The sequence below is a fragment of the Kitasatospora sp. NPDC093550 genome, from assembly GCF_044764985.1.
Classification (GTDB): Bacteria; Actinomycetota; Actinomycetes; order Streptomycetales; family Streptomycetaceae; genus Kitasatospora.
In genome coordinates this window covers 232,527-253,267 of the sequence record NZ_JBIWJF010000013.1, presented here as the reverse complement: position 1 = coordinate 253,267, position 20,741 = coordinate 232,527, and the positions used below count along the sequence as shown (strand labels likewise).

Genomic DNA, 20,741 nt, shown 5'->3' with positions numbered 1-20,741 from the left:
TCTTGCCGAGAACAGCGAACTGCGGCGTTGCCCTCCGGGGCAACGCCGCAGTTCGCTGTTCTCGACCTCGGTTGTCCGAGGCGCCGGCCTAAGCCGCGCTGAGGTCCACGCCGAGAAGGTCGGAGAGAGTGGCCACCGTCTGTGCAGGGTCGACGTTGTGCACCCCCGCGAGGCCGAGCTGCTCGGCCGCCTTGACGTACGCCTCGGTGTCGTCGACGAAGATGCACTGATCGGCCGGCAGGTCCATGAGCTTGAGGGTGATCTCGAACAGCTCGGGGTCGGGCTTGCGCAGCAGGTGCTGCTCGGAGATCACGACGACGTCGTACAGCCGCTCCAGGTCGTAGCCGTCGTACAGGTCCCACGGGGCCAGGCCCACGGAGTTGGACAGGATGCCCACCTTGATGCCGGCCTTCCGCGCCGCGGCAGCCGCGTTGATGATCCGCGGCTCGGGGCGGAGGTCACCGAAGATGCGGCCCATCAGGCCCTCGGGGGAGACGCCCAGCATCTTGCCGGCGAAGTCGTTCCACTCGGTCTGGGAGACCGCTCCTCGCTCCAGGTCGCTCGTGATCCGGACGCCCTCGGTGTCCTTGTACAGGGCTGCGAGGCAGGCGCCCTGCGGCAGGCCCTCGCGCTGCTCGAAGGCCAACACGGCGGGCAGCAGCGGCGTGGTGAGCACTCCGCCGAAATCGAGGATGAGACCAGTGCGGCGCTGGGACATGCGGGAACTCCAGTGGTTGCTGAGATTTCGGACGCGCATCCAGACTGGACAGCGTCACGGCCCCGGCTACATATGGTGACGGCAGTAACTGCACGTCGCAGGCCAGGGTTCACCTGTGGCGGATCAAGACCTGTTTGTCCGCATACCCACGGTACCAAACCGTTTCATGCAGCGGAGGGTGCTAAATATCACTCACGGTCCGCCATTCAAGATCGAAACGGTCCGGGGGTGCCGGAAGGGGCCACCTCGGGAATAATTCTGCGGTGCCATCGCAGACTACCGATTCGCTTCGAGTGCCACGATCGCTGCGGACCCGAGCAGCTCCCGTGCCTGATCATCGGTGATACTCGAATAAGCCGTGCTGATGCGTGCGAGCCACGCAGCCTCACCGTCGGTATCAACGAAAGGCTTCTCTCGCAGAGAGGCGGAAGCGTCAACACTTGCTGGCGTGCTGTCGACGGCCTTGAGCGCGGCCTTAATCCAGTACGCCTCTGCGGCCGGCTCGGGGTCGGAGTGCGAGGCGGTAGCATCCTCTGCTGCGAACATCAGGTCCGGTGGAGCGTAATATCGCAGTTTCTCGCAAGCGTCGGCAATATCCTGTGTCCACCGGTCGAGACGAACTTCGATCGGAACGCGCATCTGCAAAAGCTCCGTGAAGCGTCCCCCAGGCGGATACAGGCTCGTCCCTGGAAATGTCTTCACCAGGTCAAACCAGAGCGGGTAGATCCGAACCAGAGTGCGCCACGTCTTCCACCGGGCCGCGACCACGCGGGTGGTCGGAATACTCGCTCCAACGGCGACGATCAGAAAAAGAAGATCCATCCATATGGATTCAGCATTTACGAAAAAACGCACTGTGGAGGGGCTAAGAGGGAAGGCAACCGCGACCCACAGAAGACCGGGACGGGCCAGCGAATGGACCAACCCCATCCACATCGCAATTGCCATCAGGCGCAGTCCGATCCGCATGCTCGTGGTCTCGGCCTGCCGCGCTGCCCGTGTCCACTGGTACCCGCAAACCGCAGCCGTGACAAGCGGGAAGAAATAGAACACGGTCATGTAGAGCGCGACTCCCCACTGACCGGCGTGATCGACTAGGAAATCATCGCTCTGTGTCTTGCGGTTCACCACGGTGAAAAATAGAACCGTGAGTACGACGACGCCTATGGCCCCCGCCTTGTAGGAGGCGCGGGCGATCCAGCGCGACACTGCCACGTGGCGCGGCACAACTAGCTCTGCGCTCTTCCCGTAGCTGGTGGCAACATAGGTCAGGGCCGCAATGGTCGCCGCAGTGCTGGCGAAGTGCCTTAGTAGAGCATCCAGGTCCACCACTGGGATACGATCCGCAACACTCATTACCGCCGGCGTGTAGAGCCACAGGGCTACACCGAATCCTGCATAGCCGCCCCAGAGCGCCCGGCGGTGAAAGTCTCCGTATCGAACTGCCGGGAATCGCCATACTGCGATTGCGGTCATCACTACCGCAGTCAGATATTTAAAGTATTCGGACATTTGACCAGTGGCTATCTGAGAAGGCTGCAATTCCCCGGCCCGAAGGTCGGCCGGCCGCAGCCTTGATTGCAATCAGGTGGACAATGGATTGAGTCGTGAGGCGGAGAAAGGGCCTCGACGTTCGCGTTTCAACCATGGCTAGCATTTGCGCCGAGGTGGGGCAACCGGATGGGCAAGCGAGGACTCCAGGAGACTGACCATGTCATCTCCCCCGATCGACTGACGGCGCCCCAAGCGCTTTATCAGCGATGCCGAAAGCTCGGCCTGCTTCTCCTCGGGGCTGTCAAAGTCCACGCGCCCCTGGACCACGGTCGACGGGAAACGCCGAACCACCTCCTCGCGGATGCGTTCAGGAACGTACCGCTCGATCTCGGCAGGTGTCAGCGTGGTTCCGTGGTCCAGCCATTCGTGCGCAAGCTCATGCAGGATGATGTGCTCGGTCTGATTTCGGCTCGAACGGCGACGATAGAGAATGAGCGTGAATGTCGGCGCTTTGACCCGGAGGCCACACGCCGTGCCCAGCCCACCATCAGGGTCATCCAGCGGAACTAGCCGAATCTGACGCCCCAACGCTCCCTCCATGTTTCGCACCAGCGCCTCGACGCTGAAAGGAGAGGGGGTGGGGAGGTCGGCGAGCAACCTTTCGCATTCCTTCACGAGCGCGCGCTGTGAAGAGTCTCTGCGCCAACGCATAGTCGCTCCATAGAAATGCTGGTGTTCACGGCCAGCGCCACCCCGCTGCTCATACGCGAGGCGCTAGTAGTCAGGAGCCTGTGCTTGAGGTGCGCGGTGGCCGGTCGATCGGCGGCCAGACTTAAGCGTACAAGGACGAAAGGCGATACGTCCGTTTAAGGAATGTTGCGAAAGTCACGCTACCCAGCGTGATGATTCCATGATCGAAATTACGTGGCGACGCCCTAAACGATCTTTCGTGTCTTCCGCGTTGTCTCCAGTTTGGCCGGGCCCAGGCCGCCGCACCCGCCCTGGGCCCGGTGGCGACGGCCCCGACGTGGACGCGGGCAGGAGAGCGCCGGTGGTGGCTCAGGCTGGCTGAACCGTGGGGCTTGGGGGCTGGGTCTCTCCGGCAGGTTCAGTCGGCCGCCGGACGTCTGGCATACCGACGTCGAGACCGGGCCGGAGGAGCAGTTCGAGGCGGGCGGCGGCCTCGGGCCGGGGGCGGGCGTGACAAGGCCACCCGAAGCAGGCGCCGGAAGGGTGTGGGGTCTGCTCGATAGTGCCCCTGCACCGAGTGCAGGTGGCCATCAGCGGGCCCTCTGTATCGCGCTCCACCGGTCCGTCCCGTTCATGCTCGCGGCCCTGGTCCCCACCGACCGTACGGGGGCTTGCCGGCGAGCGGGACCGGCCGCGAAGTGAGGTCGACCACGTCGGGCAAGGCACCTGCGGCGCGCCCTGTCGCGGCTCAGGAAATTCCCGGAAAGCGGTGGTGACGACACTCGGGAAGTGCCGTCACCACCGCTTTCTCATGGAGCGCGGCCCGTACAGAACCAGGGCTGCTAATTCCACACAGGGACGAGCCTGTTGGGGTTCGGTTTCTTGTTTCCCTTCTGCCCAGGCAGAACCTGGACAGCGGCGAAAATCTCGAACAACACCTGCCGTTTCTGCGAAAGGTCATACTCGCCAGCGACCCACCTCTTGGCCACTACATCAGGCGCCTCGTTCTTCGTCGCTGCTGCCAACTCGAACTTGGCCCGCTCGCTGCGCAACTTCTTGACTTCCCTCTCCAAAGGAGGCGCCAATCGGTAGAACATCGCGTCGGGGACTTCGTCAGCCTGCCACTGGCGCTCCAACTCGGCGAGCTTGTCCGCCTTCTGTTGGAGCTTCTTCTCGTCAGGCCATGCGACCTTGACCGGAATGAAAGTGGCCTCGGCCTTCTTCAGTTTCGCCAGTACCAGGCGCTGGAGCTGTTGGTCGACCATGGGGCCGGAGATCGCGTTGTGCGAGCAGGACCCGCAGGTGTAGACGTACGGGCTCCGCTTGCTCCTTGTGGCCTTCGACCCGCTCATGGCCCCGTTGCAGACTCGCGTCGTGGACGCCCCGTCCTTCTCCTCCTCTATTCGATACTGGCAACGGAGGAGTGTGGACCCCAGGTACTTGATGGTCTTCGGGATGCCGGTGATCGCTGGCGTGCCGGAGCCGCGGGCAAGGTATGTGCTCCCTGCCCCGAAGGTTGCGCACACCGCCTCCCACTTCTCCGGCGTGGTCACGGTTTCCCAGACACCCACGACCGGCTCGCCGTCGTCATCCAGAACGAGCTGACCGCGATTCGCCCGGTATCCACAGACGCGAGGAGCAGTCATCATCTGGGTCAGGGTCTGCGGGACGATCTCGCCACCGAGGGAGCCCGTCAAGCTGCGAACCTTGGCCTCGGCGCACAGGGTGCTCATGGCCTTACCCTTGATGCGCTCGTCAATCGCCCAGCTCAGGTAGTCCGACTCGGCCTGCCGAAGCGTCGTCCGGTCTTCCTCCCAGCCGAACGGCCTCGGGCCGCTGTGGGGCAAGCCGTCGAGTATCCGGTCCTGGTGCCAGTCGCGGATGCGACGCTTCTTCTTCATGGACTCGGCCTTGTTGACCACCGCCATGATGCCGGTCTTGATGATCTCACTCTCCTCGGTGAGATCCATCGGTCCCGACGGAGTGTAGAAGCGCCGGCTCGGGTCGAGTGTGATCGCCTCGACAAAGTCCTCCCAGTCCCGGTCTGTCCTCTGCACGCGGTCCTGGTCCACGCAGATGACTCCGTGGACCGGGTAGCCCTCAGGGGTGTGCCCCCGCTTGAGGTCCCGGAGCATCGCCTGGAAGTCGGGCCGCACCACGTCGCGCTTCGAGGCCGACAAGTCGTTGTCCGTGTAGAGATGCACGATCACGACGCCGTACCGGCCTGCGTTCTTGAGGTTGCGACGGTGCTGGTTCGCCACACCCTTACCGGCCGACCACGCGGACTTGGCGGCCTTCTTCGAGTTGTTCTTCCGCCAGTCGTCCGAGATGCGGGAGTACGAGATGAGGAAGGGCGTGTCGGGGTGGAGACGGGCGAGCTCCTCCGGTGAGGGGAGCCCGGCGGGCCTGCCACGCAGCTCAAGGTCGTTCGGCCCGGCTTCCTCGGGAGGAACGTCGGACGGGACGTGTCGGTAACGGGTTGTGCTCACGGTCTTACTCCTGGTTCGGCGCGCGAAAGCCACGCCGGACGGTCCGGATCATGCGACGATGACGGTATGAACCGACTCGCGGACGCGACGTCGCCGTATCTCCTCCAGCACGCTTCCAATCCGGTGGATTGGTGGCCATGGGGAGAGGAGGCGATCAATGAAGCTAAGCGGCGGGACGTACCCATCCTTCTCTCGGTGGGGTATGCGTCCTGCCACTTATGCTTCTGTAAGTTTACTGGTGCCACGTGATGGCGCACGAGAGCTTCGAGGACGCCGGGCTCGCCGGGTACCTGAACGAGCGCTTCGTCGCGGTCAAGGTGGACCGGGAGGAGCGGCCGGACGTCGACGCCGTGTACATGGAGGCGGTGCAGGCCGCGACGGGGCAGGGCGGGTGGCCGATGACGGTCTTCCTCACGCCCGGCAAGGAGCCGTTCTACTTCGGCACGTACTTCCCGCCGCAGCCCCGGCACGGGATGCCGTCCTTCCGGCAGGTGCTGGAGGGCGTCGACGCCGCCTGGCGGGACCGGCGGCAGGAGGTGGCCGAGGTCGCCGGGCGGATCCGGGCGGACCTGGCCCAGCGGGCCGCCGTCTACTCCGCCGGCGCCCACAACCCGCCCGGTGAGGCGGACCTGCACCAGGCCCTGGTGACCCTCAGCCGGGAGTTCGACCAGGCCCGCGGCGGCTTCGGGGGCGCGCCCAAGTTCCCGCCGGCCATGGTGGTCGAGTTCCTGCTGCGCCACCACGCGCGCACCGGCTCGGAGGCGGCGCTGGAGATGGCCGAGCGCACCGGCGAGGCGATGGCCCGCGGCGGCATCCACGACCAGCTCGGCGGCGGCTTCGCCCGGTACTCGGTGGACGCCGGCTGGGTGGTGCCGCACTTCGAGAAGATGCTGTACGACAACGCCCTGCTGCTGCGCGCCTACCTGCACCTGTGGCGGGCCACCGGCTCCCCGCTCGCCCGGCGGGTCGCGCTGTCGACGGCGGACTTCCTGCTGCGCGAACTCCGCACGCCCGAGGGCGCGTTCGCCTCCGCGCTGGACGCCGACAGCCTGGACGAGGAGACCGGGCAGTCCGCCGAGGGCGCGTACTACGTCTGGGAGCCCGGCCAGTTGGTCGACCTGCTCGGCCCGGCCGACGCGGCCACCGCCGCCCGGCTGTTCACCGTCACCGCCGACGGCACCTTCGAGCACGGCGCTTCCGTCCTCCAACTCCTGACCGAGCCCGAGGACTTCGCCGAGTACGAGACGATCCGCGCCCGGCTGCTCGACGCGCGTTCGGCCCGGCCCGCACCGGCTCGGGATGACAAGATCGTCGCCGCCTGGAACGGCCTCGCCATCGCCGCGCTCGCCGAGACCGGCGCCCTGCTGGAGCGGCCCGACCTGGTCGAGGCCGCCGAGCGCGCCGCCGACCTGCTGCTCGCCGTCCACCTCACCCCCGACGGCCGGCTGCTGCGCACCTCCCGGGACGGCCGGGCCGGGACCAACGCCGGAGTGCTGGAGGACTACGCGGACACCGCCGAGGGCTTCCTCGCGCTGTACGCCGTCACCGGCGAGGGGGAGTGGCTGCAACTGGCCGGCGGCCTGCTGGACACCGTCCTCAAGCACTTCACCGACGAGGCCTCCGGGGCGCTCTACGACACCGCCGACGACGCCGAGGAGCTGATCCGCCGGCCGCAGGACCCGACCGACAACGCCACTCCGTCTGGCTGGACGGCCGCCGCCGGCGCCTTGCTCACGTACGCCGCGTACACCGGCTCCGACCGGCACCGGACGGCCGCCGAGCGGGCCCTCGGCGTGGTCGGCGCGCTGGCCGGGCGGGCGCCGCGGTTCATCGGCTGGGGCCTCGCCGTCGCCGAGGCGCTGCTCGACGGGCCGCGCGAGGTGGCCGTGGTCGGCCCGGCCGGGGACCCGGCCACCGGTGCGCTGCGGCGGGCGGCCCTGCTCGGGACGGCACCGGGCGCGGTGGTCGCGGTGGGCGAGCCGGGGGAGACCGAGGTGCCGCTGCTGGCGGACCGGCCGTTGGTCGGCGGGGTGCCCGCGGCGTACGTCTGCCGGCACTTCGCCTGCGACGCGCCGACCACCGATCCGGCGGCGCTGGCGGAGCGGCTGGGCGCGGCGGTCGAGTAGCGGGCGTAGCGGTCGGGCGGCAGGGGACCGGCGGGCGCCCGGATAATCGTTGGCGGGGGCGCGCGGGCCGAGTGAGGATGGGTCATGACCTGGACTTTCAGCACCTCGCTCGACGACTTCCGGGAGCAGGCGGGCGACTTCCTGGCCGCCCGCCCCGCCGAGAACACCGTCCTGCTCACCATCGCGCACCGGCTGGCCGAGGCCGGGCTGGACGTGTTCGGCGGGCCACCGGTCTTCGGCTGGTGGCGGCCCGAGGAGGGCGCGCCGGTCGGCGGCGCCTTCCTGCAGACACCGCCGTTCGACCCCCGGCTCTCCTGCATGCCGCCGGTCGCGGCCGCCGAGCTGGCGGTCGCCCTGGCCGCCGCCGGGCCCGGGTTCACCGAGGTGGCCGGGGTCGGCGGGTCGGCGGACACCGCCCGGGCCTTCGGCGCGGCCTGGACGGCGGCCACCGGCACCGTGCAGTCCGTGCGGGTCGACGAACGGCTCTACCGCCTCGGCGAGTTGACCGACCCGCCGCGGCCGCCGGCGGGCCGCCACCGGCTCGCCGCACCGGCCGACCGCGAGCTGGCGATCCGCTGGTACGAGGAGTTCCTGGCCGAGGTCGAGGTCATGCTGCCCGACGTGCCGAGGGCGGTCGACGACAAGATCGCGGTCGGCGGGCTCCACCTGTGGGAGGACGACGGCTGCCCGGTCGCGCTGGCCGGGAGCAGTCCGGTGGTCGCCGGGATGTCCCGCATCGGCCCGGTCTACACCCCCACCGAACACCGCGGCCGCGGGTACGGCAGCGCCGTCACGGCCGCCGCCTCCGCGTACGTCCTCACCCTGGGGGCCGAGGAGGTGCTGCTCTACACCGACCTCGCCAACCCGACCAGCAACTCGATCTACCAGCAGATCGGCTACCGGGCGGTGGAGGACTGCCTGATCCTGGACTTCCGGGCGTAGCGGGGGAGTTGCGCGTCCTGGGGGTCAGCGTCCTGGGGATTACGTGCCCTGGGGGTTACGCGTCCTCGGGGGGTCACGCGTCCTTGGTGGGGTGCACGCCGACCGCCTTCGTGTCGAAGGGGTCGGCGGCCCCGGCCGCGGCGGGTGCCGGCAGCCGGTCGGAGTTCACATAGGCCTGCGCGCAGGTGATCAGGTTGCCGCCGGCCGCCTTCATGTCGCCCGCCAGCCCGTCCAGCAGCGCCTTCCAGGCCGCGCTGCATCCCTGCAGTGCCGCTCCGCTCTGCCAACCCGCAAGGCTCCCCGCCGCGTTGGCACTGGGCTCCGCCAACGTCGCCGTCTCGTCCGGGACTTTCCCGGCCACCGCCAGCGCGCTGTTCCCGGCGGCGGTCAACTCCCATGGCTTCACCGTGAATCCCGGATCCTGGCCCATCACTTCCCCCTGGCATCCGTGTCGGCCGCGGACGTTATGGTAGCGGTGAGTGTCGTGGGGGACACGGAGCGCACAGGGGAGGCGGGGATGGACATCGCGAGCCTGCGCACAGCCGGACTGGCGAAGCTCTACACGGCGGCCGACGCGTACGACGCACTGGCCAAGGCGATGTCGCAGCACGCCACCGACTGGAAGAGCGGCACCGCGGACCGGGTCCACGGCTCCCAGTGGAGCGGTTCGGCGGCCGACGCCGCGATCCCGGTGCTGGACGGCATCACCGGCAAGGTGCGCGCGGCGACGACCGAACTCGGCCTCATCGGCAAGGAGATCCGGGACTGCGCCGACGCCATGACCCTGGCCCAGGACCGGCTCACCCAGGCCCTCTCCGACGCGCGGGCCAAGGGCTTCTCGGTCAGCGACAGCGGCACGGTGAGTTGGTCCCCGTCGACCAACCCGTTCCAGGCCACCGACTGGGAGGCCAGGCAGAAGGCGGCCGCCGAGGAGATCGGCCAGCAGATCGGAAAGGCGCTCTCCGACGCGGCCGAGGCCGACAGCGCGCTGGCCGGCACGCTCAACAGGTTCGCGGGGCACGCCCGGGACAAGTCGGGCCTGGACGAGAAGACGGCCGCCGCCGACGTGTACCTGGACCAGTTCGCCGACGCTTCCAACCCGATGTGGCAGCGGGGCATGCCCGGCAAGGACGCCGCCCCGACGGAGGTCGACACCTGGTGGAAGGGCCTCGGCCCGGAGGGGCGGCAGTGGTTCCTCAGCCACCACCCGGAGGTGCTCGGCAACCTCGACGGCATCCCGGCGGAGGTGCGGGACAAGGTGAACCGTGACCGGTTGGAAGCCCTGATGAATTCCATCAGGACCAAGAAGCCGGACGAGATGAGCGCCGGGGAGAAGGACCTGTTCGCCCTCTACGGGCCCATCGACGCGCGCCTTCGGCAGCACAAGGGAGATCCGCCGATCCTCCTGCTCGGTCTGGGCGACGAAGGCCGGGGTCGGGCGATCCTCTCGTACGGGAACCCGGACACCGCCACCGACATCTCCGCCTACGTGCCGGGGATCACCACCACCATGAAGAGCCTGGGACCGGGAGAGAACGACGGGACCAACGAGGCGGAGAACGCGCTGAACCTCTACCGCGCCGCGAGCGGCAAGGCCCCGGCCGGCCACTCCGTCGCCTCCATCGTCTGGCTCGGGTACGACTCGCCGGGGATGGACCTCGGGGCCGCGTCGACGAAGGCCGGCAAGGACGGCGCCCCGGCGTACGCGAAGTTCCTGAGCGGGGTGAGGGCCGGGCACGACGGCACCCGGCCCCTCCACATCACCGCGGTCGGTCACAGCTACGGTTCGTACCTGGTGGGCCAGGCCACCATGATCGCCACCCGGCCGGGCTCGCACGACGCGCCGCCGGACGACGTGGTCTTCATCGGCAGCCCTGGCGTCGGAGCGGACAGGGCCTCCGACCTCCACATGCCCTCCGGCCACGTCTGGGTCGGCGCCGCCGACAACGACGTCGTGACGCACGCCCCCTCGAAGTTCAGCCTCGACCCGGACGAATGCTGGTACGGACGGGACCCGTCCAGCAGGCACTTCGGCGCGAACCGCTTCACCGTCGACGACTGGAGTCGCGGCAACCCGATCGACGCGCACACCAAGTACCTGAACGGGCGCGGCGGGCCCTCGCTGGACAACATCGCGGCGATCGTGAGCGGCAGCGGTGACGTGAAACTGACGGGCCGGCGCGGGTGAAGCGCCCGCGGCGCGCGCTGGGCTGTTCCGCGGCGGCGGTGCTCGTGCTGGCCACCGGCGCGGGTCTTTTCTACAACGGCTACGGCCCGATGGCCCTGAAGGACCGGGACAACGCCCGGAGCCCGCGTGAGACGAGGATGCGGCTCAACGGCACCCTGCAGGCGGCCATGGGGGCGATCACCCCGCCGCTGGCCTACTCCGGCGGGTTCTACGCCGTGGACCGGGAGCCTGACCACGCCGACGGTGAGCCGAGCCTGTTGTCCGGTGTCAGGGAAGTGGTAGCCGTCCGGACGAAGGTGGCCCCGGCGAAAGTGCAGGTGCTGCTGGACCGCATGTCGCAGCTCTGGGGCGATTGCCGGCGTACCGATACCACCGTCGAGTACCTGCACAAGTGCGACACCGACCTGAACTGCTCCGGACACGGCGAGGTCCTGTTCACGCTCTCGGTGACCACCTCGACGGCCGACTCCTCCGTCAAGGTGCACCTGAGCGGAGCGGCCTTCCTGGTGCGGTTCCAGCCCCGGGAGGACTACGGCACCCCGCCGGTCGGCGAGCGGCCGAGTCCTGAGCCCGCGCCCGACCTCGACGACCCGTACTGGTCGCACTGACCGCCGCTACTCCCAGTCCCAGCGGATCCCCAGGATGCACGGCCGCAGCGCGGTGGCGACCAGGTGGACGCAGTGGTGCCCGTCGAGGGTCAGCTCCTCGGTCTCGTACGGCGCCTCGCCCGGCGAGTGGAGGGCGAAGCGGTGGCAGCGCACCGGGAGGGCGTCCGGGTGGAAGGTGACCTGGAGGACGTACTGCCCGGCGCCGGAGTTGAAGCCGCGGACGTACTCGCAGCTCGGGTCCGGGGAGGGCGCGTCGTCGAAGCCGTAGCCGAGCAGGTGGGTGTCGCCGGCGCGCAGCCGGCGGTCGAGGAGGAGTTCGGCGGCGAGCAGGTGGTGGGCCGGGTCGCGGCGGATGCGGCCGGGGCGGCAGTTCTCCTCGGCCCGGACGCCGACGAGCGCGATGTCGCTGCCCGGGTCGCCCTGGTAGAGCGCGAGGTAGCGGTCGATGCCGTCGCGGTGGGCGCGCAGCGCGTGCTGGGAGTCGCGGCGGGCCAGCTGGCGGTCGGGGCCGACCCGGATGCGCTCGATGTGGGTGACGGTGTGCAGGCCGGTGTCGCGCGGCCCGGGGAGCGCGGTGAGCAGGTCGTCGACGGCGGCGGCCGGGGAGATGAGGTCCCGGTACGGCCGGACGGGCGGTCCGGCCGGGGCCGGTCCGGCGGCGCGGCGGGGGCCGAGCAGCCGGGTCAGGGAGTGCTCGGGCAGGTCGAGGACGTCCTCCAGGGCGGCGACGGCGCGCAGGGACTCGGGCCGTTCCGGGCGGCGGCGGCCCTGCTGCCAGTAACTCAGACTGGTGAGGCCGACGTTCACGCCGCGCAGGGCGAGCCGGTGGCGGATCCGGTGCAGTGCGAGGCCGCGGGCGGTGATGGCGGTGCGCAGGGCGAGGTGGAACGGGCCGGTGCGCAGGGCGGCGGCGAGGTCGGCTGGGTCGCTCCGGTGGATGGCGGCCTCCTGGCGGACGGGGGCGGGGCGGGCGGACCGGCTTTTGACCGTGAATATTCACATCGGTACGGCGGTTTGTCACCGGTCCACGCCTGCTGCGCGGGGGTTTCCGGCGCGCCGTTCACACCTCCGCCCGGGCATTCACACCTCAACTCAGGCCTTCGCGAAGCCCGTTGACCACCTCCGGGAAGCGGCGCGATGCTCGGGACGCGATCCGGACCGCGCCCCCCCCACAAGGCACCTCGCTCCATTCGCGCAAGGAGGCATCCCCACATGCCAGTTCCACGGATACGGCTGCGCCGTGCCGTCTCGCTGCTCGCCCTCGGCGTGCTCGGGCCGGCGCTCACGGCGGCAGTGGCCGCGCCCGCGATCGCCGCCCCCACGGCGGACCGGGCCCCGCACCAGGTGCGCCAGGCCGCCGCGCCCGGCAGCACGGCCGATCTGGCCGGCACGTACAAGAAGCTCAACATCACCATGCAGCAGCAACAGCAGACCAACTGGTGCTGGGCGGCGAGCGGGAACACCATCGCCACCTGGTTCGGCTACACCTACAGCCAGAACCAGTTCTGCAACGCCGCGTTCGGCCGCGCCGGCAACTCCAGCTGCCCCAACAGCCAGGCCACGCTGGGCGACGTGCAGAACGGGCTCGACCGGGTCGGGATCAACCCGGGCTCGTATGTCACCGGCTACCTGCGCTACAGCACCGTGCAGGCCGAGGTGGACGCCAACCGGCCGATCGAGACCCGCATCCAGTGGAGCTCGGGCGGCGGCCACATGCACGTCGTGTACGGCTACGACACCGGGAACAACTGGGTCTACTGGGGCGACCCGTGGCCGTCCAACTACCGCTACAACTGGGCGGATTACTGGTACTACGTGAACAACGACACGTTCTCGTGGACCCACTCCCTGTACCGGATCGGCGCGTGAGGGCGACCATGACCGAGAGCCGTAACCTCCGTCGGGCCGCCGCCGGCGCCCTGCTCACCGCCGGTCTCGCGCTGGCGCTCGCCCCGGCCGCGCACGCCGACGCGCCCGCGTCGGCCGGTGCCCAGGCGCCCGCCCAGGCGCCCGCCCAGGCCCCCGCTCCGGTGCCCGCCGCCGAACTGGCGCAGGCCCGCAGCGCCGTCCAGGACCCGGCCGTCCTGGACAAGGTCGGCCACTTCTTCGCCCGCAAGGGCGTCCCGCCGACCCAGCAGCTGACCATCGGCGCCGCCGAGGAGGCGCGGGCGGCGAGCGCGTCCGCGCCGCGGCTGGCCGGCGACACCGTGCCGGTGTACGTCCTGGACGCCGGCTTCGTGGCCGGCACCCCGGGCGCACCGGTGGCGAAGGCCGAGTTCACCGCCAGCAAGGTGGTGGCGGCGGACGGGCAGACCGCCTCGGTCTGGACCGTCCGGCAGGGCGACGCCTGGCGGGTCGTGAACATCGCCTCGGGCGGCGACGAGAGCGACTACGCGGCGAAGGCGGCGAGCGGCGGCGGCACCGCGTTCCGCGAGCCGCAGGTCAACGCCTGGTACGTGCTGCGCGACGGCCGGGTGCTGCCGCTGGACGACGAGGCCCGGCGCTCGGTCGGCACCGACGGGGTGTCGCTGGCCGCCTACCAGCAGCTGGTGCACCAGCGCTACGGGGACAAGCTGCCCGGTTCGGCGTACGACCGGGCGGGCGAGGGCGGCGGCTACCAGGTGGACACCGCGGGTGCCGCGGGTGCCGCCGACGCCGCCGCCCGGCCGGTGGCCGCGCCGGAGCCGGCGGCCGGTGGTGGTCAGGTGCTGCCGGCCGTGACGGTGGTCGCGGCCCTGGGTGCCACCGCGCTGGTGGGCGCGGGCGCCGCCCTGCGGCGGAGGACGGGCGTCCGCCGCGGGTGAAGGGGACAGCGGGGCTCGGCCGAGCGGCCCGGGCCCCGCTGCTCTTCCCGTCCGCGGGGCTCACACCCCGGCGAAGCCGCTCTCCAGCAGCGCGTAGGTGCGGTCGACCAGGTCCGCGATGTCCTCCCGGCCACCGCTCGCGGCCCACTGCAGGAGGGCCTCGGTGGTGGCGGCCGCGATGGCGGCGGCGGTGACGCGCATCTCGTACGTGGGCTCCTCGACGCCGGCCCGCCGGGTGAGCACGGTGAGGAACAGCTGCTGCGGGTCGTTGCTGCTGCGGTACACCCCGGCGCGCAGCGCCGGAACCTCGGTGACCAGCCGCATCCGGGTGAACAGTTCCTCGCGCTCGGTCCGGAGCAGCCGGCGGATCAGGACGCGGAGGGCCTCCCGGCAGGAGGTGAGGAAGGGCTCGTCGGCGGGCCGGGCGAGCAGGGCGGCGATCATCACCGGGTCGTACTCGTCGGAGAGGACCAGGTCCTCCTTGGTGGCGAAGTACCGGAAGAAGGTGGACGGCGAGACCTCGGCGGCGGCGGCGATCTGCTCCACCGTGGTGTTCTCGTAGCCCTGTTCGGCGATCAGCCGGTACGCCTCGCGGCGGATGGTCTGGCGGGTCTTCAGCTTCTTGCGCTCGCGCAGCGACAGCGGCGCCTCCAGCATCGCCTGGACCGGATCGGCCGGGGCGCCCGAAGCCGGGGCGTCCGGGGTCGGGGCGTCCGGGGTCGGGGCGTCCGGGGTGGGAACGTCCGGAGGGACCGCGGTCGGCTGCTGGGGAGTCATGCCCCCGATTATCCGGGATCTCCCTCGGCGGCCGGGGTGTCCGCCGGCATCCGCGCCGTGACCAGCACCGCCGAGACCACCGCGACCAGCCCGGCGACCAGCAGGACCACCCCCATCCCGTGCACGTACGCGGCGTGCGCGGAGGCGCTGAGCGCCGGTCCGCCGCCGGCCCGGGCGAGCGCGTCGGCGGCGACCACCGACTCCCCGGCCCGGTGCGCGGCCCCGGCCGGCAGCCCGCCGGTGTCCAGTGCGCCCCGGTACGCCCCGGACAGCAGGCTGCCGAAGACGGCGATGCCGAGCGCGCCACCGACCTGCCGCAGCGTCTGCAGCAGCCCGGAGCCGACCCCGGCCCGCGCGGCGGGCAGTGTGACCAGGGCCGCGGCCTGGGCGGTGATCAGCGACAGGCCCATGCCGAAGCCCAGCACGACGAGCCAGGGCGCGGCCCGCCCGTAGCCGTCCGCGGCGCCGGTGCGGCTGCCGAACAGCAGGGCGGCGGAGAGCAGGGCCAGGCCGACGGCGATCACCGTACGGGTGCCGATCCGGCGGACCAGCGGGTCGGTGAGCTTGGCGGCGACCATCAGTCCGAGCATCATCGGCATCAGCCGCAGCCCGCTGCCGAGGGCGTCGGTGCCGAGCACGCTCTGGAAGTAGAGCGGCAGCACGAAGAAGGCGCCGAACAGGACGAAGGAGATCAGCGTCGCCGCGGCGGAGGACCAGCGGAAGGTCCGGTCGGCCAGCAGCCCGAGGTCGAGCATCGGGTCGTGCTGTCGGCGGCTGCGCAGCACCAGGACGGTGAGGGCGATCACCGAGCCGGCCAGCGTGCCGATCACCAGCGGGTCGGTCCAGCCGCGCTCGGCGCCCTCGATGACGCCGTAGGTGAGCGCGCCCAGTCCGGCGGCGGCGAGCACGGTGGCGGGCAGGTCGATCCGGGGCGCGGCGGGGTTGCGGCTCTCGGGCAGCAGCAGGACGCAGGCGACGATGCCGATCACGGTCAGCGGGACGTTGATCGCGAAGACCGAGCCCCACCAGAGGTGCTGCAGCAGGAAGCCGCCGATCAGCGGCCCGAGCGGGGCGCCGGCGGAGAGCGCGGCGGCCAGGACGGCGGTGGCCCGGCGCTGCTCGGCGGGCGGGAAGAGGCCCGGGATCACCGCCAGGGACATCGGCATGACCAGCGCGCCGGCCAGGCCCATCCCGGCGCGCGCGGCGATCAGGGTGGCGGGGGAGTCGGTGAGCATGCCGACGGCCGAGGCGAGGCCGAACAGTGCGAGGCCGGCGGTGAGCGTGCGGCGGCGGCTGAAGCGGTCGCCGAGCAGTCCGGCGGGGAGCATCGCGGCGGCGAAGACCACGGTGTAGGCGTCGACGATCCACTGCTGCTGGCCGGTGGTGGCCCGCAGCTGCCCGGCGAGCGTGGGCAGCGCGACGTTGAGGATCGTCATGTCGAAGCTGATCACCAGGACGCTCAGGGCGACGGCGACCAGGGCGAGCCACCGGCGCGGGTCGGCGGTGGCGGTGGCGGTGGCGGGGGTGGGCGGAGCGGCGGGCACGGTGACCTCCGGAAGCCTCGCATGGGAGTCCATCTCAAATGAAAGTAACTCTCAAAAGATTGCAACCGTCAACATGGTGCACTGTCGGATCTTCATCACGCTCGGTGACGTGTCCTGGAAGTGCCGCATCCGCACAAGGAATTGACGCAACGTTGATCTGTCGTTCGCCGCCCGAGGGCCGTCCCGGGTGACTGTCGGTAGATACCATGTGGCAATCGGTCAGTGCTGGCCGACGCGTGCCGAGAGCGGAGAAGGGGTGGGGCGGCAGGAGCCGACCACGAGCCCGGCACCGGGGAAAGGGGAGCCGAAGTGGCTGACGCGGACGACAGGCGGGCGAGTGCCCAGGTGTGGGGTGCGGCGGCGGTGGTGGCCTCCGCGCTGGCCGTGGTCGCGGCCTATCTGATCAACGGCGCCGCGCTGGTCCTGGGGGTCGCCGGGGTCGAGACTCTGCTGCTCATGGTCTACGTCGGCCGCCGCTGGCGGGCCCTGCGCGGCCGGCCGTCCCCGGCCCGGCACCGGCCGGGTCGCGGCATGCCGGACGCCGCGCACTGCGAGCGCTGCCGCCGGGCCCGCGAGGCGCTGGACGCCCGGCAGGCGCGCGGGGGGTATGCGGAGCACGGCGGGCGCGCGGAGCGCGAGGAGCACCGGGAGACCGCCCCGCAACCGGAGTCCGGGGCGCCGGCCGATCACGCTCCGTACGCGCGCCGCCCGCAGAGCCGGGCGCCGTACGAGCGCCCCTGGACGGCGGAACGGGCGGCCGCCCGGTCCGTGGACCGTTCGACCGCCCGTCGTGGTGCGCCGGGTTCAGCCGGCCGTGCTGTACGCCACCAGTGAGACGCCGACGTACTGCACGATGAAGGCTCCGAGGGTGAAGGCGTGGAACACCTCGTGGAAGCCGAACCAGCGGGGTGAGGGGTCGGGCCGCTTGAGCCCGTACACCACGCCGCCGATGCTGTAGAGCACCCCGCCGACGATCATCAGCACCAGCACGGCGACCCCGCCGGTGCGCAGGAAGTCCGGCAGGAAGAACGCCGCGGCCCAGCCCAGCGCGATGTACACCGGCGTGTACAGCCAGCGCGGCGCGCCGACCCAGAACACCCGGAACGCGATCCCGGCGAGCGCGCCGCCCCAGACGGCCCAGAGCAGCAGCTGCTGGCTGGTGCCCTTGAGCAGCAGCATCGTGAACGGTGTGTAGGTGCCCGCGATGATCAGGAAGATGTTCGCGTGGTCCAGCCGGCGCAGCACGGCGTCGCCGCGCGGTCCCCAGGTGAAGCGGTGGTACACCGCGCTGACCCCGAACAGCAGCCAGGCGCTGACCGAGTAGATCGCGCAGGCGATCTTGGCGGGCGTGGAGTCGGCGAGGCAGATCAGGACGATCCCGGCGGCCACCGTGGCGGGGAACATCCCGGCGTGCAGCCAGCCGCGCCACTTCGGCTTGCCCTCCCCGTTCTCGGCAGGGCCCTCCGCGAGGCTCTCAGCGAGCACAGCAGCAGTCATGCGCAGCATGCTACCGGCTACCTACGCATGCGTAGGTTACTCGCGCGTAGGAAGTGGCGATCATCACTCTTGGACGTTTTGGAGTATTCGAGGTGTGGCGCCGCGCACTCCGGCCGGGACGTGAGCGACCTGTTACTGGCCAGTAATCATACTGACTGTAGTAAAAGATGCGTCAATTTCGACTCTGCGGGGCGTTCCGGCCTTGAGGCCGGAGCTACGCTGCAAGCACCCTCAGACCCCCGCAACGCCGTCTCTTCGCCGAGATGGCGTGAAACGGAGCGATCGTGTCGTACGAGATCTCTGCTCTCAGCGCATCCGCGCCCACCCACCACAAGCAGCTGCTGGCTTGGGTGAGCGAGATCGCCGAGCTCACCCAGCCGGACCGCATCGAGTGGTGCGACGGCTCCGACGAGGAGTACCAGCGCCTCGCGGACCTGCTGGTGGCTCAGGGCACCTTCAAGAAGCTCGACGAGGACAAGCGCCCCAACTCCTACTACGCCGCCTCGGACCCGACGGACGTGGCGCGCGTGGAGGACCGCACCTACATCTGCTCCGAGCAGGAGAAGGACGCCGGACCGACCAACAACTGGAAGGCCCCCGCCGAGATGCGCGAGGTCTTCCAGGGCGAGCAGGGCCTGTTCCGCGGCGCGATGAAGGGCCGCACGATGTACGTCGTGCCCTTCTCGATGGGCCCGGTCGGCTCCCCGCTGGCCGCGTACGGCGTCGAGATCACCGACTCCGCCTACGTCGCCGTCTCGATGCGCGTGATGACCCGCATGGGCCGGGCCGTGCTGGACCAGCTGGGCGAGGACGGCGACTTCGTCAAGGCCGTGCACACCGTGGGTGCCCCGCTCGCCGAGGGCGAGGCCGACGTGCCGTGGCCGTGCAACAGCACCAAGTACATCTCGCACTTCCCGGAGACCAAGGAGATCTGGTCCTTCGGCTCGGGCTACGGCGGCAACGCCCTGCTCGGCAAGAAGTGCTACGCGCTGCGCATCGCCTCGACCATGGCCCGCGACGAGGGCTGGCTGGCCGAGCACATGCTGATCCTGAAGCTCACCCCGCCGGCCGGCGCCACGGGTGAGGCGGAGCCGAAGTACGTCGCGGCCGCCTTCCCGTCCGCCTGCGGCAAGACCAACCTGGCCATGCTCCAGCCGACCATCCCGGGCTGGAAGGTCGAGACGATCGGCGACGACATCGCCTGGATGCGCTTCGGCGCCGACGGCCGTCTGTACGCCATCAACCCCGAGGCCGGCTTCTTCGGCGTCGCCCCCGGCACCGGCGTGGACACCAACGCCAACGCCATCGACACCCTCTGGGGCAACACCGTCTTCACCAACGTCGCCCTCACCGACGACGGCGACGTGTGGTGGGAGGGCCTCACCGAGGAGCCCCCGGCGCACCTGACCGACTGGCGCGGCAACGACTGGACCCCCGAGTCCGGCACCCCGGCCGCCCACCCGAACGCCCGCTTCGCCGTCCCGGCCGCGCAGTGCCCGACCATCGCCCCCGAGTGGGAGGACCCGGCGGGCGTGCCGATCTCGGCGATCCTGTTCGGCGGCCGACGCGCCACCGCCGTCCCGCTGGTGACCGAGTCCTTCGACTGGCAGCACGGCGTCTTCCTCGGCGCCAACATCGCCTCCGAGAAGACCGCCGCCGCCGAGGGCACCGTGGGCGAGCTGCGCCGCGACCCGTTCGCGATGCTGCCGTTCTGCGGTTACAACATGGGCGACTACTTCGCCCACTGGCTGAAGGTCGGCGCCCAGGCCGACGCCGCCAAGCTGCCGAAGATCTACTACGTCAACTGGTTCCGCAAGAACGCCGAGGGCAAGTTCGTCTGGCCCGGCTACGGCGAGAACAGCCGCGTGCTCAAGTGGATCGTCGAGCGCCTGGAGGGCACCGGCGAGGGCGTGGAGACCCCGATCGGCGTGCTGCCGACCGTCGAGGGCTTCGACCTCGGCGACCTGAAGCTGTCCCAGGAGGACCTCGACCTGCTCTTCACCGTGGACGCCGACATCTGGCGCCAGGAGGCCGCCCTCGTGCCGGCCCACCTGGAGACCTTCGGCGACCACACCCCGAAGGAACTGTGGGACGAGTACCGGAACCTCGTCGCGCGCCTCGGCTGAGCCTCAACCGAGCGGGAAGCGGCCGCGCGGCACGAACCGCGCGCCCGCCGAGCGACAGGACGGCCGGAGTTCCGCCGGACGATTTTCCCCCGACCAAGGAGATCGTCCGGCCGGAACTCCGGCCGTAGTGCTTCTGCGAACGGGCTCAGAGAAGCGTGATGTTCGTGATCCAGGCCTTGTTCGCCTGGGCCACGCCGACCGTCTGGTCGTGCCACTGGCGGGCGGGGGCGCCGTTGTCGGTGCGCCAGTCCGCGATCTCCAGCAGGGCCGCGGAGTTCAGGTTGGAGAGGCCCATCGCCTTGGCGGGGCCTATGTCGCCCCGGTAGAGCCAGCCCTGGTTCCAGCCGCCGGTGCAGTCCCACTGGCGGGCCGGGGCGCCGTCGTCCGTGCGCCAGTCCGCGATCTCCAGGCACTTCCCGGAGAAGTGGTTGACCAGCATCATGATGCCGTTGGCCAGCCGGAAGTCCCAGCGCTGGTTGGCGCCGCCGGTGCAGTCCCACTGGCGGGCGGGGGCGCCGTTGTCGGTGCGCCAGTCCGCGATCTCCAGGCACTTGCCGGAGTTGAGGTTCACGACGGTGCTCGACGTCGGGGTGCGGAAGCCGCCGTTGTAGGCGGACGCGGGCGTGGCCGGCAGGGCGGTGGTCAGCGCGATGGCGGCGACCGAGACGGCCGCGGCGGCGCGGGCGCGGGTGAGCGGAATGCGGATGGTCAAGGCGGACCGGTCCCTTGCAGAGAATG

At 70.5% G+C, this 20,741-nt stretch carries 17 protein-coding genes and 1 pseudogene; 8 read left to right on the top strand and 10 right to left on the bottom strand.

Features of this window, described 5'->3' with window-relative positions:
• Positions 1-88: 88 nt before the first annotated feature.
• The 4 genes from ACIRD3_RS22505 to ACIRD3_RS22490 all read right to left on the bottom strand — a co-directional run bounded on the left by ACIRD3_RS22505 (position 89) and on the right by ACIRD3_RS22490 (position 5,391).
• Positions 89-718 carry an HAD-IA family hydrolase gene (locus ACIRD3_RS22505; RefSeq protein ID WP_402219376.1) on the bottom strand — a complete coding sequence of 210 codons (630 nt, stop codon included), beginning with the start codon at positions 716-718 and terminating at the stop codon, positions 89-91.
• 276 nt (positions 719-994) lie between these two features.
• Entirely contained in the window at positions 995-2,230 is a 1,236-nt protein-coding gene (locus ACIRD3_RS22500) for an MAB_1171c family putative transporter (protein ID WP_402219373.1), read from the bottom strand.
• A 138-nt stretch (positions 2,231-2,368) separates the two neighbouring features.
• Positions 2,369-2,869 carry a hypothetical protein gene (locus ACIRD3_RS22495; RefSeq protein ID WP_402219370.1) on the bottom strand — a complete coding sequence of 167 codons (501 nt, stop codon included), beginning with the start codon at positions 2,867-2,869 and terminating at the stop codon, positions 2,369-2,371.
• Between the two features lie 875 nt (positions 2,870-3,744).
• Positions 3,745-5,391, bottom strand: coding sequence for a recombinase family protein (locus ACIRD3_RS22490; protein ID WP_402219367.1), 1,647 nt, complete (start codon positions 5,389-5,391; stop codon positions 3,745-3,747).
• A gap of 66 nt (positions 5,392-5,457) precedes the next feature.
• Between ACIRD3_RS22490 and ACIRD3_RS22485 the strand changes: the two are divergent.
• Positions 5,458-7,517 (top strand): annotated as a pseudogene (locus tag ACIRD3_RS22485) (thioredoxin domain-containing protein).
• An 84-nt stretch (positions 7,518-7,601) separates the two neighbouring features.
• Positions 7,602-8,459 carry a GNAT family N-acetyltransferase gene (locus ACIRD3_RS22480; RefSeq protein WP_402219364.1) on the top strand — a complete coding sequence of 286 codons (858 nt, stop codon included), beginning with the start codon at positions 7,602-7,604 and terminating at the stop codon, positions 8,457-8,459.
• Positions 8,460-8,532: 73 nt separating this feature from the next.
• Here ACIRD3_RS22480 and ACIRD3_RS22475 read toward each other — a convergent pair whose 3' ends face one another.
• Entirely contained in the window at positions 8,533-8,889 is a 357-nt protein-coding gene (locus ACIRD3_RS22475; RefSeq protein WP_402219362.1) for a hypothetical protein, read from the bottom strand.
• An 87-nt stretch (positions 8,890-8,976) separates the two neighbouring features.
• Here ACIRD3_RS22475 and ACIRD3_RS22470 point away from each other — a divergent pair, with 87 nt between their 5' ends.
• Together ACIRD3_RS22470 and ACIRD3_RS22465 are read left to right on the top strand one after the other, a co-directional pair.
• Positions 8,977-10,647 carry an alpha/beta hydrolase gene (locus ACIRD3_RS22470; protein WP_402219359.1) on the top strand — a complete coding sequence of 557 codons (1,671 nt, stop codon included), beginning with the start codon at positions 8,977-8,979 and terminating at the stop codon, positions 10,645-10,647.
• On the top strand, positions 10,644-11,255 hold the full coding sequence (locus ACIRD3_RS22465) for a hypothetical protein (RefSeq protein ID WP_402219356.1): 612 nt from the start codon (positions 10,644-10,646) through the stop codon (positions 11,253-11,255). The genes ACIRD3_RS22470 and ACIRD3_RS22465 overlap by 4 nt, the downstream gene beginning before the upstream one ends.
• Before the next feature lie 6 nt (positions 11,256-11,261).
• Here ACIRD3_RS22465 and ACIRD3_RS22460 read toward each other — a convergent pair whose 3' ends face one another.
• Positions 11,262-12,194 (bottom strand): hypothetical protein, encoded by a 933-nt coding sequence (locus ACIRD3_RS22460; RefSeq protein WP_402219444.1) that lies wholly within the window; start codon positions 12,192-12,194, stop codon positions 11,262-11,264.
• A gap of 273 nt (positions 12,195-12,467) precedes the next feature.
• Here ACIRD3_RS22460 and ACIRD3_RS22455 point away from each other — a divergent pair, with 273 nt between their 5' ends.
• Both ACIRD3_RS22455 and ACIRD3_RS22450 read left to right on the top strand, forming a co-directional pair.
• Positions 12,468-13,124 (top strand): papain-like cysteine protease family protein, encoded by a 657-nt coding sequence (locus tag ACIRD3_RS22455; protein ID WP_402219354.1) that lies wholly within the window; start codon positions 12,468-12,470, stop codon positions 13,122-13,124.
• An 8-nt stretch (positions 13,125-13,132) separates the two neighbouring features.
• Positions 13,133-14,059 carry a hypothetical protein gene (locus ACIRD3_RS22450; protein WP_402219351.1) on the top strand — a complete coding sequence of 309 codons (927 nt, stop codon included), beginning with the start codon at positions 13,133-13,135 and terminating at the stop codon, positions 14,057-14,059.
• Positions 14,060-14,119: 60 nt separating this feature from the next.
• On the opposite strand, the gene ACIRD3_RS22445 is transcribed toward ACIRD3_RS22450, so the two are convergent.
• A complete protein-coding gene (locus ACIRD3_RS22445) occupies positions 14,120-14,836 on the bottom strand; it encodes a TetR family transcriptional regulator (protein WP_402219350.1) in 717 nt (238 codons plus the stop codon).
• 8 nt (positions 14,837-14,844) lie between these two features.
• Complete coding sequence (locus ACIRD3_RS22440; protein WP_402219348.1) at positions 14,845-16,413, bottom strand: MFS transporter; 1,569 nt, start codon at positions 16,411-16,413, stop codon at positions 14,845-14,847.
• A 276-nt stretch (positions 16,414-16,689) separates the two neighbouring features.
• On the opposite strand from ACIRD3_RS22440, the gene ACIRD3_RS22435 reads away from it, so the two are divergent.
• Entirely contained in the window at positions 16,690-17,214 is a 525-nt protein-coding gene (locus ACIRD3_RS22435; RefSeq protein ID WP_402219347.1) for a hypothetical protein, read from the top strand.
• Here ACIRD3_RS22435 and ACIRD3_RS22430 read toward each other — a convergent pair.
• Positions 17,185-17,877: a hemolysin III family protein gene (locus ACIRD3_RS22430; RefSeq protein WP_402219346.1), complete on the bottom strand. Its 693-nt coding sequence runs from the start codon at positions 17,875-17,877 to the stop codon at positions 17,185-17,187. The two genes, ACIRD3_RS22435 and ACIRD3_RS22430, sit on opposite strands and share 30 nt — an antisense overlap.
• 284 nt (positions 17,878-18,161) lie before the next feature.
• Here ACIRD3_RS22430 and ACIRD3_RS22425 point away from each other — a divergent pair, with 284 nt between their 5' ends.
• Entirely contained in the window at positions 18,162-20,003 is a 1,842-nt protein-coding gene (locus tag ACIRD3_RS22425) for a phosphoenolpyruvate carboxykinase (GTP) (protein WP_402219344.1), read from the top strand.
• A gap of 145 nt (positions 20,004-20,148) precedes the next feature.
• Here the strand turns inward: ACIRD3_RS22425 and ACIRD3_RS22420 are convergent, their stop codons facing one another.
• Positions 20,149-20,715, bottom strand: coding sequence for an RICIN domain-containing protein (locus ACIRD3_RS22420; RefSeq protein ID WP_402219342.1), 567 nt, complete (start codon positions 20,713-20,715; stop codon positions 20,149-20,151).
• Positions 20,716-20,741 lie beyond the last annotated feature (26 nt).

What these genes read in the sequence shown, in the direction of transcription:
- ACIRD3_RS22505 (WP_402219376.1), bottom strand. Translation starts at nt 718, where the DNA reads ATGTCCCAGCGCCGCACTGGTCTCATCCTCGATTTCGGCGGAGTGCTC.
- ACIRD3_RS22430 (WP_402219346.1), bottom strand. Translation starts at nt 17,877, where the DNA reads ATGACTGCTGCTGTGCTCGCTGAGAGCCTCGCGGAGGGCCCTGCCGAG.
- ACIRD3_RS22470 (WP_402219359.1), top strand. Translation starts at nt 8,977, where the DNA reads ATGGACATCGCGAGCCTGCGCACAGCCGGACTGGCGAAGCTCTACACG.
- ACIRD3_RS22440 (WP_402219348.1), bottom strand. Translation starts at nt 16,413, where the DNA reads ATGGACTCCCATGCGAGGCTTCCGGAGGTCACCGTGCCCGCCGCTCCG.
- ACIRD3_RS22450 (WP_402219351.1), top strand. Translation starts at nt 13,133, where the DNA reads ATGACCGAGAGCCGTAACCTCCGTCGGGCCGCCGCCGGCGCCCTGCTC.
- ACIRD3_RS22475 (WP_402219362.1), bottom strand. Translation starts at nt 8,889, where the DNA reads ATGGGCCAGGATCCGGGATTCACGGTGAAGCCATGGGAGTTGACCGCC.
- ACIRD3_RS22455 (WP_402219354.1), top strand. Translation starts at nt 12,468, where the DNA reads ATGCCAGTTCCACGGATACGGCTGCGCCGTGCCGTCTCGCTGCTCGCC.
- ACIRD3_RS22445 (WP_402219350.1), bottom strand. Translation starts at nt 14,836, where the DNA reads ATGACTCCCCAGCAGCCGACCGCGGTCCCTCCGGACGTTCCCACCCCG.
- ACIRD3_RS22480 (WP_402219364.1), top strand. Translation starts at nt 7,602, where the DNA reads ATGACCTGGACTTTCAGCACCTCGCTCGACGACTTCCGGGAGCAGGCG.
- ACIRD3_RS22500 (WP_402219373.1), bottom strand. Translation starts at nt 2,230, where the DNA reads ATGTCCGAATACTTTAAATATCTGACTGCGGTAGTGATGACCGCAATC.